This window comes from Ruegeria sp. CDSA246 (assembly GCF_059611225.1).
On sequence record NZ_JBXWPD010000015.1, the window covers coordinates 59,344 to 74,786 of the forward strand.

A 15,443-nucleotide genomic window follows, 5' to 3' on the forward strand; every position below is an offset into this window, starting at 1 on the left:
CTGTGTTTTTCCTGTTGAGTTTAGTTCCCACCAGTCACCGACCCGATCGACCAGAACATCGTCTCGCCCGAGGCATCGTCGACACCGTCATTGTCGGTCATCACAAACGCTTCGCCCGAGGGCAGGATGGCCAGACCTTCGATCTTGTCCAGAACGTAACCACCGGTTGAGGTCAGGTCAGGCAGCAGGTCGCGGACCTCTTGCTTGCTGACCACGGGCAGGGGACCGCCTAACGGGGCCGGGGTCATCTCTGACAGCGGGATACGGTAGACCTTTTTGGTCACGGCGCGGTGGTCATGTTGATTGTCGCGCTCGATGACATAGACATGGTCACCAAATGCCACGATTTCCGACAGGCCAACCCAGCCTTTTTCCGGGTCAGCCTTGGGATAGTGCACTGCACCCCATTCCTTGGTGTCCAGATTGTACGCGACCAGTTTCACGTGGTTCTTGGGGTCGTCCTTCCATTCGCGCTGAACGGCCATCCACAGGGTGTCGCCAACCTTGGTGATGCCCTCAAAGCCAAAACGCTTTTCGACTGCCATCAGTTCCGGCGGCAGGCCGATCTCGCCTTTGCGATCCTTGATCAGGCCATCAGCGGACACGTGGTAGATCGCGTGCGGGATAACACGGTCGGTGCGCCCTTCGGAGGCGACGTAGAATCCGCCTTTACCGTCCAGCGTGATGCCTTCCAGATCCAGCTTCTGCGCCGGGTTGCCGTCCTGACGGTGGATGCGGATCACATCCACGATGCGGGCGGGTTTCTGGCTGGGGTCGATCTTGAAAATCGAAGGCTGGAAGCCATAAAAGCTGTCGTTGACCGCGTAGATCATGCCGTCCTCATCAGACACCAGACCGGACAGCGCGCCCCAGCCGATCAGCTCATCCGTGCCTGCGGACGTCAGATGCGGATAGGTGGCCGGGGCGTCCTGATATTCGTAGATCTTCACGTGTGCACGCGGGCCACCGTCTTCGATCAGGTCCTTTTCATTAGCCGAGATCAGCAGGTTACGTTTCGGGATCGCAACATAACCTTCGGGACCAACGCCTGAAGGCAGCAGCTGTTTCAGAACCGGGTTGGCCGGATCGGTGGCGTCATAGACACCCACGACCGAGGCGCGCTCGGCTCCTACAAAGATCATTGGTGTGTCACCGAAGGTCGCTGCGGTCACACTTTCAGGCTCAACACCTTTGGCGTCCGAGCGTTTGTCGGGATAGTGACCGATCTGGATGATGGCTTTCTCGAAACCGGTACCGTTTTCGTAAACTACGGCGCCGTCCTTGTGGAAGATCGTCCAGCCACGCGAACCGCCCTCGTAGTCGCCTTCGTTGGCGGTGGCGAAGTGGTTCTCGTCGACCCATTTCACCGCGTCCGGTTCACGCAGACGGCCCGGCTGACTTTCGGTGAAAACCAGTGCGCCGCGCTCATCGGTGGCGTCGATACCATCCAGATCTACGCTACCGGCCGAGAAATGGCTGATCACCTTGCCGTCTTTGTCCACGACCGCGATGTGGTTGTTTTCCTGCAGGGTGACGACAGTTTCGCCCAGACTATTGATGTCCACGAACTCGGGTTCGGGGTCGGTGGAGGCAACGTCGGCCAGACCGGTCAGCGAGGCCATCTTCATGCCCGCGCAATCCAATGCGCCGTCTTTCAGCGGCACCAGAGCCAGTGTTCCGGCAGGCAGCTGAGGGAGGACCCCGTCGTTCAGGTCTTCGTCACGCTCATTCTCGATGGCTACGGAAACAAAGTTGCCATCCGGGGCAATCGCGACACTGTCGGGCTGACCACCCAGATCACAGGCACCGGTTTCCACCTTGCCCGCAATATCGACCGAGATCAGCTTGCCCGAAGGGACAGTATAGCTTTCCGAAGTGTTCACGCCCACAAAAGCCGTCGTGCCAACAATCCCCACGGATGTCGGCTCACCACCCACGTCCATCGCACCCAGTGGCGCGGGGTTCGCGGGGTCGGTGATATCGACCATACCAATCATACCCAGCGGGCTGTCCGTATAGACCAGCGTCATGCCATCAGCAGTCGCCGCGATGATCTCGGGCGAGGTTTCGCGGGTGGTATCCGCCCCCTCGGCCATATTTTTGACGACGGGGAAAGACGCAATTCGGTTGAAATTCATTTCTGCCGCTGCCTGACCGGCGGTCAGGGCAAGGGCAGATGTCAGGCAGACACAGCGCAATGACATCGGGTGGTATCCTCTCTCACTTGGATGAGAGGGGGATGAACGCGGGTCATTGCAGGAATGTGACGGTTTGTTTGCAGTTTTGTGACAAACCAAAAGGCCCCGGCGCTGTACACCGGGGCCATTTTCAGATCAGACCGACAGGCAGACGTACTTCATTTCAAGATAATCTTCCATGCCGTGATGGCTGCCTTCGCGGCCCAAGCCGGATTGTTTGACACCGCCAAACGGGCCGAGCTCGGTCGAGATGATACCGGTGTTCACGCCGACGATGCCGTATTCCAGCGCCTCGGCCACTTTGTATACGCGGCTCAGGTCCTTGGCATAGAAGTAGGACGCCAGACCAAAGATGGTGTCATTGGCCATCGCGATCACATCGTCTTCGTCCTCGAACTTGAACAGCGGTGCCAGCGGGCCAAAGGTCTCGTCCTGCGCGACCATCATGTCCTGAGTCACGCCAGTCACAATCGTCGGCTGGAAGAAGGTGCCACCCAGATCATGCGGTAGACCGCCGGTCAGAACCGCGCCGCCCTTGTCGGTGACGTCCTTGATGTGCTCTTCAACCTTGACCACTGCTTCGGCGTTGATCAGCGGGCCGGTGGTTGTGCCTTCGGCCAGGCCGTCGCCGATCTTCAGTGCTTCGACCGCCGCTTTCAGCTTGGCCGCGAATTCGTCGTAAACACCGGCCTGCACATAGATGCGGTTAGCGCAGACGCAGGTCTGGCCGTTGTTGCGGAATTTGCACATCATCGCGCCTTCGACGGCCGCATCCAGATCGGCATCGTCAAACACGATGAACGGCGCGTTGCCGCCTAGTTCCATCGAGCATTTCATCACCTGATCAGCGGCCTGTTTCAGCAGGATACGACCCACTTCGGTCGAGCCGGTGAAGGTCAGCTTGCGCACGCCGGGATTTTCGCAGAATTCCTTCCCAATCTCGCTGGCGCTGGAGGACGGCAGAACGTTGAACACGCCTGCCGGGATACCAGCCTGTTCGGCCAGAACGCCCATGACCAATGCAGACAGCGGTGTTTCCTTGGCCGGGCGCGCAACAAATGCGCAACCTGCTGCCAGCGCCGGAGCTGCCTTGCGGGTGATCATCGCATTGGGGAAGTTCCACGGCGTGATCGAGGCCGCAACTCCGATCGGCTGTTTCAACACCATGATCCGCTTGTCGCGCTGATGGCCCGGGATCGTCTCGCCATAAACGCGCTTTGCCTCTTCGCCGAAAAACTCGATGAACGACGCACCATACCCAATCTCACCAACGGCCTCGGCCAGCGGCTTGCCTTGCTCGGCGGTCAGGATTTTGCCCAGATCTTCGGCGTTTTCCATCATCAGGTCGTACCAGCGACGCAGAATCACGGCGCGTTCCTTGCCGGTCAGCTTGGCCCATTCCTTTTGCGCGGCCTCGGCCTGTGCGATCGCGCCGGCGACCTGCGCGCGGCTCAGGTCCGCGACTTCGGCTACGACGTCGCCGCGCGCCGGGTTGGTCACGGCAAAGGTGCCATTGTCCCCGTCGACCCACTGACCGCCGATATAGGCTTTGGTTACAAGCAGATCGGGGTTTTTCAGGATTGATTTCAGGTCGGTTGTCGCGTCCAGCATGGGTCAGCCTCCGGCAATAAAAATTTGTTAGCACTCAAACATGTGCCTCCCGGATTGTCTATGGCCACCCGTGGGGTCAGATCAATCCAGTTTTCGTATGGTAAACGTGACGTTTTTTGCCTACCGGGGCGCATTCATGCGATCTGAGGTCAAAGTGTCAACCCGCCTATCTTTTTTTCGTGGAGTTTGCCAAAGTTCCACAGGATTGGATGCCCAAGGGGATGTAAATGATCGTAACATCCCCTATCTTGTTGGGTGCATAAATAAAAAAGGAATAGGACAGATGTCGAACCAGCAGTTTGATGCGTTGATTGAGGAAACGCAGCAAAAAGTGCGCGAAAGCCAGTCTCAGATCGAAGGACTGACATCCCGGATTGAAGCCGCGCGTTCTAAGATCGGCTCTGCCGAGGCCGACATCGACATCGAAAATGCCACGCTTGAGGACGTGCACGCCCATACCGAGGTGATGAATGCAAATATCGCCGAGCTGATCATGGGTCTGGACGACGTCACCAGCGCCTTTTCCAAGGATTTCGATGAGATGCGCTCGAAGTCCGGGTGGGAGACGTTTGTCGGCATCTTCTCGAAAGGCAAATCAGAATCGATGCGGCAGGAACGGATGCGTACCGCCAATATCGACGATAAGCTGCAGGACCTGATCGCCAAATCCGACGTGATCGTGCAATTGCTGCAAGGGCAGTTGTCGGTGCTGGAAGAGCAGCGGGTGAAGGTCGAGGAAAACCTGACCGGTACGCTGGACGACCGCGAGGCCACTGTTGCTGAACTAGAGGCGCTGCGGGCCGAGATTCAGGATATGGATCCGACGATCATCACTCTGGAAAACAAGATCAGTGTCGAACAGGACGCCGCCGCGCGTACGCAGCTGGAAACCGAACTGGCCGAGCTGAACAAGCAATACAACGCCAAGGTTCAGGAAGAGCAGGTCAAACTGGCCAAGTCACAAACGCTCGAACGCTACATCGAAAAGGGCAAGACCTGGGTCGACTCCTTACAGAACCAGGCGGCGACGCAGATGGTGCTGATCAACAAGCTGCAGACAGACACGCAACAGCGTGTGGTGCTGTATGACGCCCTGACCAAATCGCTGAAAACCGCGCAACAGCAGGACGTGGCCCACCGCATCAACGAGATCGGCGTACAGACGGATCAAGAGGCGCAAACCGCCATGGCCGCCATCGGCACCGCGACCAACCAGAAGATGGCCGACATGCTTGAGGCGCATGAGGACCATATGGTCTTTGCCCGTGATGTGCTGGAGAAAAAGGCCAAGGCAGACGAACGCTTTGCCCGCCGGTTCGCCTCGATTGTGGAGAAGCACGATAAGAATCTGTATGGGGGCTGAGGTAGTTGTTTACCAAAACCGTTCGCAACAAGATCGCCCGCATAGTTGGGTACTCATCGCTTTTTCTGTGCCTGTTAGGGATTTTCTTGGGGACCAACGCGGTTCTTGTCATTGGAATTTGGGGTTGCGCGTTCGCGTTTTGCATCGTGTCGCCAATACCGAGTGGCTCAGATGCAAGAGAGATTGGCGAAGAGCACAAAATTAGTTTCGCCAATGCAATTGCGGTCAAAGCCGTTTGGGGTTCAATGTTGAGGAAATATGGCTTTTCCATTGTTTGTTTGGCCATCGGCACCTTTGCGCTGCTCCGTTGGGGCGTACCGTGGATTGGAATTCTGGGAATCTATGCGACTGCATTTCTGAGCTTTTTCAAATCAGCCATAGTCGAAGTTGAGCAATCGCAAGTCAGCACATGACAGACCCCACCCAAGACCATGTCGGCCTGACCGACACCTTCGCCTCGCGCCGCTATTTCCGCAAATTTGAGGTGATCACCGTGCACCTCCTGCGCGTGGCCGCGACGATGGAGGCTGAGGGCGCGATCAGCAAGCAAGAGGTGCGGATCGTATCGCGCTACCTCTCGGGGCTGCTCTACACTTTTCGCGCGCTCAGCATGAAATACCTGCTGGTCGGGCGCGATACGGGCCGGTTCTTTGGCAGCCTGGCTATGGACAAGCGCGACAGCGGCTTTCCGGTGGCGGCCGAGCTGCTGACCATGGCCAATGACGCGCAGCAGGCGCAGGTGCATCTGGCGAATATGCCCTCGGAAGACGACCTGAAAACCGACATGGTGCGGACGATCATTGGCAATCAAGAAATCCCCACCAAACTGCAATTCGCCCTGTCGCAAAGGCTCTATTACGAGGAATTGCTGAAGGGTCAGCTGTTCTGGGCCCGCAACGATCCCGAATGCCACTGGATCGGGAATGAGGGCGAACGGCGCAAGTTCATGATCCACTGGGCGGTCTATGACAGCCAAATCAACCTTCCGGTCATCTACCTGATGCAACTTGAGGACAGCGGCAAAACCGCCCTGCCTAAAGACCAGCGCCGCTGGCCTGTAGTGCAGGCGCATCTGATGGCGCAAAGCTTAGGCGGTCTGAAACTGGTGACCATTGCCAAAGGCTTCGATCAGGATTTCGACGACCTGCACCCCAAACATCTGCGCCGGATCCATGTGGGTCCGATGTATTCCTCGGCCTATACCGAGCAAACCGGCCCGTTGCGGCAGGTGCTTGAGGACGCACAGGCACCGCAAGGGCAGGACTGGGCGCTGGCCTGGACCACTGAGGAGCTGGAAAGCGAAGAGGTGATCGAAGAACGCGCCGGGTGGTTTTCCACAGTCGAGCGCGAGGTTTTTGCGCTGGACCCGTTCGGCGGGCAGGGGGCCGAAACCGGGGCTACGCGCACACAGCGATCAATCATTCTGCCCCAGCGCCCGTTTCAGGTGCTGGCTGAACGCAACCCGCCGGGATTTGGGGATGTGCGCAAATTCGTGGTCAGCAAGAGCGGGCAGGTGCTGCGCTATTAGTTTGGCCTCCGGCGGGAGTATTTTTGAAAAGATGAAGCAAGGGCGGTTTTGAAATGAGTTTGACGTCAGATCAGATGGAATTGCGCGAGGACGATATTCGCAAGCATTATCCGGCAGCGACCGCCTTGCTGAATGGGTTCGAACACGCGCCACGGATAGCCAAAGCGGTTGAGGTGGCGACCGAGCGGTCTCCGGGCGTTTCAACTGGACGGCGGTTCCGCTCCACGACGCCGGGGCTGGTGACACGCCGAACCGTGCGCGCAGCCGGAGTGCATCTGGTCGAACGAATTGAGGCCTCAGATGATGGCGATGTGTTGGTCTCGCCGCCTCAGGCGACCACGCAGCAGGCCATCCGCCGCGCCATTGCCATCGCTCTGGCTGTGGGTGAGGCCTATGCGGAACAGACCTCGCTGGCTGATCTGAAACGCGCGAATCTTGCTGGAGACTTGCCCGCCGCGCGCAAGACCGAGTTCTCGGAACTGCTGACGGCGGAAGCTCTGATCACCTCGCACACCTTCGGAAATGCACTGGCCTATCTGATGTCCTCGCATCTGGGTGAAACCACCGCCGATATCGGTGAGATCGAAGAGGTCCTGACCGACAACGGCCAACTCGCCCTGCACGGCGCGCTGTGGGAGCTGGATCAGACGCTGGCCAAACACGCGCCCGACGATGCTCATCTGATCGCTGCGACCAGCGCCTATGCCGAGCAACTGATGGAAAAGGCCACCCTGCGCGCGCAATCCGCAGGCCATCTGGCCCCGTTCCAGAACGCCGCCTGGCATATTGAAGCCGACGACCTGACGATCCGAGGGTTCGAACCGGCCTCCAAGGCCAAATCCACCACCCTCACCATGACGTTCAAGAAACCGAACGAGGTGGTCGGCAACCATATCGCCAAGTATCAGGCCATGAAGCTGGCCAAGATGGTGATGGCCTATGACTTCGACCGCCGCCTGAACCCGTTCGCGGAACTCGGCGGGTTCATCTTTACCTTCATGGGCGACGGCAAACCGGGCACCGGCAAAACCACCCTGATCCAGATGATGGCCGGGCTGATCAACGACTATTGCCAGAACGCGGGCTATCCGTTCCGTTATCAGAACCTGAGCACCGACAATATCGACAGCTATCAGGGCAAGTCCGGCCAGAACGCCAAGGCGTTTATTAACACGATCATCGACCCCTCAGTCATCGGGTTCGGCACCATCGACGATATCGACCAACTGGCAGGCAAACGCGGCGACCGGCAGTCGTCAGCTGGGCAATTGGAAATCACCGCCGTGCTGATGGAGAGCTTTGCCGGCGCCAACACCGTCGTGCGCGGCAACTGCACCTTTGGCATGTTCTCGAACTACCCCGAGAATGTGGATGACGCTCTGCGCCAGCGGGCGGGCGCGCGGTTCCTGGTGGACGGGCCGCAGACGCGCGAGGATTACATCGACATCCTGCACCTGCTGATGGGCCGCAACCACGACATCCCGCTGGGCGAACACGAGGCCTATGCCGCGCAGGAAATCAAAAAGGCTGTCGCTGCCAGTTTCGAAAGTCATTCCCGCCCGCACGAAGAGGCTCTGCTGCAGGTCTATGACCGGGTCTCCAGCGATATCGGCCAGATGGATACGATTGCCAAGATGGGCACCTACCTCAAGGCGATCCAACAAGCGGACGAGCGCTTTACCGGCCGCGCGATCAAGAACATCACCGACGCGGTCAAGGTCCGCGCGATGGATTTCGAACTGCCCGATGAGTGGATGGAGAACCCCGACCTGTTCCTGTTCCGCGACTACGACACCAAAAAGGCGATGATCGAAGAGCTGCGCCAGCCGATCACGGTTGAGATGGTGATACAAGAGATCAACCGCTACGCCGACAGTGAGTTCCGCTATGCCGACAAGAGCGACGAGGTAGCCATCGAAAACGCCGTTCGCGAGATGGGCCGGATGGAAGAGGCCAAGCGGCGGTATTTGGAGGGGAAGAATGCGTAGCGTTATCGCGGCAACCATTACCCTACTCTGCTTACCGCAAAAATTCGAAAAATGGACTTTAGAAAAGAGGTTTAGGTATTCTCAGCGGTTATGGAGAAACTTAGACTCAACCATAAAATTTGCTATTTGGATAACAGCTAGCTTTCTTGTGCTGATTTTTCTTTTTTCCTTCGCGTCGGGTTGCCCAGAGGGGGCAGAGTGCTCCGGGTCAAAGTACTCTTATTTTTGGTCGGCCAGACCCAATGAGGTCGGTGACACGCTTGCTGGCGTAGCTGGTTCATTGGCCTTCTTTTGGTTGATTGTGACAGTAATGCTGCAGGGAAAAGAACTGGCCGCCCAAAGGAAAGAACTGCGTTTGTCGCGTCAGGAGTCAGCAAAGATGGCGGATGCACTTCAGGAGCAGGCTGGAGTGTTTCGGGACGAGCTGAAGCAACGTCAGTTCCTGCAGAAGAAAGAAGAGTTGGATGAGCTTCTTAAGGCGTTAATAAATAAATCAAAAATGGCTCGGAAGGAGAAGTATGTCTGGCACTTCCATGACCAGCCCAATTCGTTGATCAAAAGGAAGCGTTCTCTTTTGATCGTCCCGGATGATGAACCTATTGATCAAGTCGTAAGGAGAATATCTTTATATGTTAAAGGGACTTACCACATTTTGGATGAGGTTGCTTTTCAAGGTAAATTCTTGGAGAAGCCAAAGTATCCCGAACGGTTGTACGACCTCTTGGAGGTGTTGGAGAAAATAATACTTTTAAAGCGAGAGTTGTCGGCGGCCCAAAGAACCAGATTTTCGGAGCTTGAGGTCGAAGCGTTTTATGCCTCTTTGAGAGATATTCACGGCAACGACAGTTTTTGGGAGAGCGCATAACTGTGATCCGCCTCATCGAAAAAGGCCTGATGTTCGGCAACCTCGTCCACATCTCCAGCCCGGCTCTGGTCGAGCGGTATAACCGCGCGTTGCAGCATCTGGCGGGCAAGACCACGGCGCTGACGGATTTCCATGTCGATATCTCCGGCTATTCGCCGGAGGTGGGGATTGAGCTGGAGGATGAGCTCTACCTCAACCCCAACGGGGTCAACCGGCAGTTCATCCTCCTGACAACCGAGCAGAAACGCGCGCCGCTGCTGAACGTCAAATTCTCAACCTCGCGCGATATCCTGCGCGAATTCATCGAGATGAACGAGGCGCAACTGTTTGCCCTGACCGCCACCGATGCGGTGGCCGGAGAGCTGGTGAACTCGGTCATCAAACTCACCACCCCGCGCGATCTGCTAAACCTGCGCAAGATTGAGGTTGAGGCTGACACCGCTGGCGGCACCCTGCGCAAGGCACAGCAACTAGCGGGCATGGTCGAACGGTTCAAAACCGAAGAGGATGCCTGGTTCGACGATGTTCTGATCGCCAAGATGATCGAAACGGCCAAAGAAACCGGCGACGTCACCCGCAACCCCGTCCGCCTACGTCATACCGCGTTCGAGCAGCGCAATTTCTGGACAGCGCATTTCGACGGGCTCTACCTGTTCCCGGATCTGGATCACCCGGCGGTGATCTGTATGGGCGCCAGACCCGACGATATGCCGATCAAATACGTTTTTGACCCATCTCAGCGGAACCAGATTGCCAAGTTCCTCGGGCTAAACGGCTTGGTCGAAACGATCATCGATGCGCGCGGTGTCAATTCCGCCGCAATCTTGCAGCAAAAGATGGATTTTCTGACCGTAGACGCCGCAGCCGATGCAGGCGTTGACCTGACAGGGTTGGATCGCGGTGACATGCGACGGCTGGCGCGAAACCATTCGGATCGTCTGCCCGAGGCTTATCACGGTCTGGCACAACTGCTGCGCTGGGCGAAGGATGGCGGACCGTGGCCGCGTATCACCTCGGATCACCCGGCCTATTTCTATACGTTGCGGGCAACCAACACACCGAACCGCGATCTGGTGAACATGTTGCTGGCGGAACTGGCCCCGTTGGACCCGCGTCAGGTGTTCATTTGCCATAAGGAACTGTTCTACCGCACCTATGCGACTTGGCCCGAGGCTAAAAAAGCCTATGTTGCCGACTTCCTTGCGCGCGAGTATCAGGTGGATAAGGCTGGCGCCCGGGCCGCACTATTCGGCCACGAACCGGACATGAGCGGCAATGACCGGATCAGCGAAGACATCATCGCACGCGTCGGCCCCTGGGGCGCAGTAGGGAGAAGTTAAATGTTCGTCGCGCTGCGTTTTTTGATCCCGTTGCTGGTCGTTCTGACGGTCATTTATGTGGGCGTATCAATCTATTCCCGCTGGGTACGGCGCAGTAAGCTGATCGCCCATTGGAAAAAAAAGGGTCTGACCGGCGACCGCGATGCATTTGTCCAGCGCGGGCTCAAAAAATACGACGGATCGTTTCGCCGCAAACTGATCCTTGGGGTTTACGTGGTGCCGCTGGGCCTGATCGCAATCCTGATTTATGTTACGAATTTCATGTGAGGGTTTCGCTGATGCGTTACGTCAAATGGGCTATCATCATCATGTTCTGGGGCACGATTGCGGCGGTGTTGAATTACACCCTTCCGCAGCACGATGTGGTACGGATTTCGGATACCTATGAAAAACGGATCGACCCCGGTGAGAACAGCATCTTCTGGTCGGTTCATGACGTCGGCAGTGATGCGACAACACCAAACCGCGATGTGTTTTTCATTCAGACCCGCAAGACCAACGGCAAGGTCATGGTTTATCGGAACGAAGACACCGGCTGGGGCTGGCCACCTTATTTCAAACTAAACTCGTCGAACCTGCAGGCCGAAGCAGCAGACTTGAAATCAACAACCGAAGCGCCTCGCTGGGTGGTTGTTCGCCACTACGGTTGGCGCAGTGAGTTCCTGTCAATTTTCCCGAATGCAGTAAAGATTTGGTCAGTAGACAGCCAAGACGTTCGGATCATTCCCTGGTTCAATATCATTTTTCTGACCGTTTTCTTCGCGATTGTTTGGGCCCTTTGGGTCCGCTGGCGCCGGTTTCGCGAGGCGCGGGTCGATCCCGTGATCGAGAATATGGAAGATGGCCTTTATGCCGCCGGCGACGCCATAGAAGAGCAGGGCAGCAGGTTCAGAAAATGGCTAAACAGCTGGAAATCCAAATAGGTTTTGGTGGGGCCATTTGGCCTCTCCGTCAGCCTTGGCGGTGACCTGTTGGGCTGAGTTCCTCAGCGTACGATAAATTCGGCGTGCAACGCTCCGGCGGCTTTGATCGTCTTCAGAATGTCGATCATGTCCCGGGGCGACACCCCAAGCGCATTCAGACCTGCCACAACTTCGGACAAGGTTGCCGCTTCGGGTATTTCAGCCAGTCCGGTGCCTTCCTCTTCTTCTATTCCCGCGATTGTTCTGGGCACCACAACGGTTTCACCTCGTGCGAAGGGGTTGGGTTGGACTGCGATCGGCGCTTCTTCGACCGTGAGCGTGAGATTGCCCTGCGAGACCGCCACACGGGATATCCGCACTTCCTGACCCATCACAATCGTGCCCGAACGCTGATCGACCACGACGCGGGCCTTGGTTTCGGGTTCGACCAGAATGTTCTCGATTCGCCCAAGAGCGTGGGCAGTCGAAATTGCCCGCGTTGCCGCTATGTTCAGCTCAACTGTCCCGGAATCCCGCATGATGGCCACTGCACTGTTGAATTCGGAATTAATGGCAAGCTCGATCCTGCCTGCCGTAGTAAAATCAGGCTCTCGCAAAGCAAGGCGCATCTGGGTAAGCGCCGATAGTTCGAAATCGATTTCACGTTCCACCCTTGCCCCAGAGGGGATCACGCCGGATGTGGGAACGCCCTGCACCACCGAGGCAGCCTCTCCCTCAGCCGACACGCCGCCTGCCAAAACGGTGCCTTGCGCAACAGCGTAAATCTGCCCGTCGGCGGCGTTCAATGGGGTCATTATCAACGTTCCACCCAACAGGCTTTTGGAATCTCCGATGGCAGAGACCGTCACGTCGATTTGCCCGCCAACACGTGAGAAAGGCGGCAGGCTTGCTGTCACCAGAACGGCGGCCACATTTTTGGGGCGAAAATCCTCACCGTTGACGTTGACGCCCAACCTTTCGAGAATGTTGGACATGATCTCTTCGGTAAAGGGTGAATTTCTTAGCCCGTCACCGGTTCCATTCAGCCCTACAACCAGACCGTAACCGACCAGATCGTTTCCGCGGACTCCGTCGAAGTCCACCAAATCTTTCAGTCGGATAGCGCCGGCGGAGGCCAGGCCAGGAAGCAACATCAGAAGAAAAACAAGAACTCTCATCTCAGGAAATTCACTAGTGACAGGTTCGCGTTGCGAACGGTGACCGAATACACGCTTTCCAGTTGGAACTGCACGGTTTGCAACTGAGTGGCGGTTTCATAGGGATCCGCCGCGATCAATGTGCTTCGGCTGCTTTGTAGGCTAGTCCGCGCCGCGTTATTTCGTGTTTGCGCCTGTTCGATTCGGGCCTCGGTCGCGCCGACATCGGCGCGCAGCCCCACCAACTGATCCTTGGCGTTGACCAGATCGACGCCCAATTGTTTGAACAAGGCCGTTCTTTGTTGCATCGGGACATTCAGACCGCTGTCCGCGACCACGGCTGCGACCGCGATGTCGCGAAGTGCAGCTTTGATGGCTGGGTCGGTCGCTGTCACAGGAATTGAAACGCTTTCATTCTCGGATATCTGCATGGGGGCCAGTTTTGTGCCGGATCCCTGATAAATTACCGCATCGAACCCGGTAGGATCGTTGAACCAATCCTCTGCCCTCTGCCGGATGTCCGCGACAGTAGCTGCGCCCGTCAACTCGGCCTCTAGCGCGGTGATCAGCGTGTCAGCGGACGGAAGCGGAGAGACATCCGTTGCGGTGCCCGAGTAAAGGCTGCGCCCTCCGGCGCGGGTGTTCAACGCGGACACGATTGCGTCCAGTTCGTTTCTGGCCTGAGCCGACGCGTTTTCGTGGGTCACCGCCTGATTCGAGGTGCCAAAGGACAGAAGTGAGGCGGTAATCCCCTCAACAGCGCCGGCAACTGTGTTCAGGCTCAGCTGCATCGCATCCGTGAACAACCCGGCTTCGGCGGTCGATACTTTGAACGCATCCAGTCTGGACAGGCTGCGATCCAGATCCAGCAGATGAGAGTAATCACCGTCCAGATGGCCAGGCAAGTCCTGAACCCGTCCGGATGACAATTCGTAGGACAGTGTTTCGATCTGGTTTTTGATCTCGGTCGACCGGGTTCTCAGCGTCAAACCACGCGCCAGATCACCAATGGATGTCAAATTCATCGTCATAACCTCAGCAAAGTGTCCATCATCTCATCCAGGGTCGAGATGAGCCGCGCATTCGCGGCGTATGTCTTTTCGATCTGCATCAGGTTTTGCAGTTCGGTGTCGGTATCCACGCCACGTTCAGCTTCGATCTTGGCCATTTCCAGTTGCGAGTGCTTGGCGAATGTCATGCGCCCCTCGGCGGCATGGGCGTTTGCCCCAGCCTTAGACAGCAGTGCCTCGGCAATTTCCGCAGCTCGCATGTTGCCGGTGCCATATAACCCCCCGGCAACAGGACGGGCATCGTTCAGGACCGCGCTAAAGGCCCTCAGCTGCGTTGCATCGCCTGGATCCCCCGGAGTGGCGGCGCCGAGGCCCGTCCGCAATTTCCAGCTGTCACCACCAGCATCGGGGTCCAACGCCACGTTCAAGCGTATGCGCGAAGCCAATCCGATTGCCGCAGTTGCGTCGTAGCGATTGCCATCATCGGTGAACACGCCGGGATCAGTTGCCGCGACGGTCGGATCAAGACCGGCGGTCTCGAACCGTTCGATCAGGTCTTGGGCGGCGGTGTCCAAGTGTACTTGAGCCTCAACCGCCAGTTCATCGCGAATCTCGAACTGAGCCGCCAGCGCACCGCCCCTAAGCTGCGCACCATTGCCGCCGGTACGCACAGGCTGCCCGTTCATTTCAAGACCTGACAAAAGGCTGTTGGCAAATGTCATGTGCGGCTTGGTTTCGCCGGTAGTCGTAAAACTGAATTCTGCTGCCTGCCCCTCTAAAAGGATCAGGCCGCCGTCTGAATATAGCGACACACGGTCGTTATCCCGCGCTACGACTTTGACCGGCATCAGCTCGTTCACTTGATCAATCAATACTTGACGCTGATCGAGCAAGGCATTGATATCGCTGCCGGAGTTCTTGATGCTGGGGATCTTATTGTTCAGCTTTTCGATATCCTGCAAGGACTGGTTCAGGCGGTTGACCTGCTTGCCGATGGTCCTGTCTGCGTCCGACCGCGCCTGACGTAAACCTTCGGATGCCGCGTTAAGGCTGTCCGCCAAATCCCGGGCAGCGCGGGCCGCCTGATCCAGCCGCACTTTGGAATCGGGCAAGCTGGCGGCCGTTGTCATATCGTTCTCAAATTCGGTCAACCGAGAGGCAAAGGATTTGGGGTCATCAACCGAACCCACAGCCTTATCAAAACGGGTGTAGAACTCTGAGATTGCGCTGGCACCGGCAAGACTTGCGTCGGAATCGCGCCGGTTGGCGATCAGGGCCGGGTCCTGATGGCGCGTCACACCGACGGTGCGCACGCCGTTGCCTGAGATCGGACTTGTTGCCAATTCCAGCGAGCGACGCGCATAGCCCGGTGTCAGGGCGTTGGCGATATTGCCCGAGACAACTGCGGCCCCGCGGCTTGCGGCGGTCAGACCGCCCAACGCGTTGTTCAATGCTGTCGTCATGTTCATCGGACAGGTCCT

At 57.4% G+C, this 15,443-nt stretch carries 12 protein-coding genes; 7 read left to right on the forward strand and 5 right to left on the reverse strand.

All coding sequences use genetic code 11. The annotated features are described in order from the left end of the window. Positions 1 to 20 precede the first annotated feature (20 nt). Complete coding sequence (locus AC2FI9_RS18140; RefSeq protein ID WP_496769587.1) at positions 21 to 2,204, reverse strand: esterase-like activity of phytase family protein; 2,184 nt, start codon at positions 2,202 to 2,204, stop codon at positions 21 to 23. Between the two features lie 129 nt (positions 2,205 to 2,333). Continuing rightward, on the reverse strand, positions 2,334 to 3,809 hold the full coding sequence (locus tag AC2FI9_RS18145; RefSeq protein ID WP_496736932.1) for an NAD-dependent succinate-semialdehyde dehydrogenase: 1,476 nt from the start codon (positions 3,807 to 3,809) through the stop codon (positions 2,334 to 2,336). A 283-nt stretch (positions 3,810 to 4,092) separates the two neighbouring features. Between AC2FI9_RS18145 and AC2FI9_RS18150 the strand changes: the two genes are divergently transcribed. From AC2FI9_RS18150 to AC2FI9_RS18180, 7 genes are all read left to right on the forward strand, one after another. Further along, the gene (locus tag AC2FI9_RS18150; protein ID WP_058276579.1) at positions 4,093 to 5,172 is read left to right on the forward strand and encodes a coiled-coil domain-containing protein; all 1,080 of its coding nucleotides are present in this window, start codon (positions 4,093 to 4,095) and stop codon (positions 5,170 to 5,172) included. A 409-nt stretch (positions 5,173 to 5,581) separates the two neighbouring features. Beyond that, complete coding sequence (locus AC2FI9_RS18155) at positions 5,582 to 6,700, forward strand: hypothetical protein (RefSeq protein WP_496769589.1); 1,119 nt, start codon at positions 5,582 to 5,584, stop codon at positions 6,698 to 6,700. A 53-nt stretch (positions 6,701 to 6,753) separates the two neighbouring features. Continuing rightward, the gene (locus tag AC2FI9_RS18160) at positions 6,754 to 8,688 is read left to right on the forward strand and encodes an AAA family ATPase (protein WP_496769592.1); all 1,935 of its coding nucleotides are present in this window, start codon (positions 6,754 to 6,756) and stop codon (positions 8,686 to 8,688) included. Further along, on the forward strand, positions 8,681 to 9,553 hold the full coding sequence (locus tag AC2FI9_RS18165; protein WP_496769594.1) for a hypothetical protein: 873 nt from the start codon (positions 8,681 to 8,683) through the stop codon (positions 9,551 to 9,553). The genes AC2FI9_RS18160 and AC2FI9_RS18165 overlap by 8 nt, the downstream gene beginning before the upstream one ends. Before the next feature lie 2 nt (positions 9,554 to 9,555). Then, positions 9,556 to 10,893 (forward strand): DUF6638 family protein, encoded by a 1,338-nt coding sequence (locus tag AC2FI9_RS18170; RefSeq protein ID WP_496769597.1) that lies wholly within the window; start codon positions 9,556 to 9,558, stop codon positions 10,891 to 10,893. Further along, positions 10,894 to 11,160 carry a hypothetical protein gene (locus AC2FI9_RS18175; protein ID WP_496769599.1) on the forward strand — a complete coding sequence of 89 codons (267 nt, stop codon included), beginning with the start codon at positions 10,894 to 10,896 and terminating at the stop codon, positions 11,158 to 11,160. An 11-nt stretch (positions 11,161 to 11,171) separates the two neighbouring features. Then, positions 11,172 to 11,816, forward strand: coding sequence for a DUF1523 family protein (locus AC2FI9_RS18180; RefSeq protein WP_496769602.1), 645 nt, complete (start codon positions 11,172 to 11,174; stop codon positions 11,814 to 11,816). A gap of 62 nt (positions 11,817 to 11,878) precedes the next feature. Here the strand turns inward: AC2FI9_RS18180 and AC2FI9_RS18185 are convergent, their stop codons facing one another. Genes AC2FI9_RS18185 through flgK form a run of 3 tightly spaced genes read right to left on the reverse strand, consistent with a single transcriptional unit; the run spans position 11,879 to position 15,431 of the window. Further along, positions 11,879 to 12,973: a flagellar basal body P-ring protein FlgI gene (locus AC2FI9_RS18185; RefSeq protein ID WP_496726706.1), complete on the reverse strand. Its 1,095-nt coding sequence runs from the start codon at positions 12,971 to 12,973 to the stop codon at positions 11,879 to 11,881. Further along, positions 12,970 to 13,977, reverse strand: a complete 1,008-nt coding sequence (locus AC2FI9_RS18190) for a flagellin (protein ID WP_496769604.1) — start codon at positions 13,975 to 13,977, stop codon at positions 12,970 to 12,972. Before AC2FI9_RS18190 ends, AC2FI9_RS18185 begins: the two co-directional genes overlap by 4 nt. 2 nt (positions 13,978 to 13,979) lie before the next feature. Continuing rightward, on the reverse strand, positions 13,980 to 15,431 hold the full coding sequence (flgK, locus tag AC2FI9_RS18195; RefSeq protein ID WP_496769607.1) for a flagellar hook-associated protein FlgK: 1,452 nt from the start codon (positions 15,429 to 15,431) through the stop codon (positions 13,980 to 13,982). Positions 15,432 to 15,443: the final 12 nt, after the last annotated feature.

What these genes read in the sequence shown, in the direction of transcription:
- AC2FI9_RS18190 (WP_496769604.1), bottom strand. Translation starts at nt 13,977, where the DNA reads ATGAATTTGACATCCATTGGTGATCTGGCGCGTGGTTTGACGCTGAGA.
- AC2FI9_RS18155 (WP_496769589.1), top strand. Translation starts at nt 5,582, where the DNA reads ATGACAGACCCCACCCAAGACCATGTCGGCCTGACCGACACCTTCGCC.
- AC2FI9_RS18175 (WP_496769599.1), top strand. Translation starts at nt 10,894, where the DNA reads ATGTTCGTCGCGCTGCGTTTTTTGATCCCGTTGCTGGTCGTTCTGACG.
- AC2FI9_RS18160 (WP_496769592.1), top strand. Translation starts at nt 6,754, where the DNA reads ATGAGTTTGACGTCAGATCAGATGGAATTGCGCGAGGACGATATTCGC.
- flgK (WP_496769607.1), bottom strand. Translation starts at nt 15,431, where the DNA reads ATGAACATGACGACAGCATTGAACAACGCGTTGGGCGGTCTGACCGCC.
- AC2FI9_RS18185 (WP_496726706.1), bottom strand. Translation starts at nt 12,973, where the DNA reads ATGAGAGTTCTTGTTTTTCTTCTGATGTTGCTTCCTGGCCTGGCCTCC.
- AC2FI9_RS18140 (WP_496769587.1), bottom strand. Translation starts at nt 2,204, where the DNA reads ATGTCATTGCGCTGTGTCTGCCTGACATCTGCCCTTGCCCTGACCGCC.
- AC2FI9_RS18180 (WP_496769602.1), top strand. Translation starts at nt 11,172, where the DNA reads ATGCGTTACGTCAAATGGGCTATCATCATCATGTTCTGGGGCACGATT.
- AC2FI9_RS18150 (WP_058276579.1), top strand. Translation starts at nt 4,093, where the DNA reads ATGTCGAACCAGCAGTTTGATGCGTTGATTGAGGAAACGCAGCAAAAA.
- AC2FI9_RS18165 (WP_496769594.1), top strand. Translation starts at nt 8,681, where the DNA reads ATGCGTAGCGTTATCGCGGCAACCATTACCCTACTCTGCTTACCGCAA.
- AC2FI9_RS18145 (WP_496736932.1), bottom strand. Translation starts at nt 3,809, where the DNA reads ATGCTGGACGCGACAACCGACCTGAAATCAATCCTGAAAAACCCCGAT.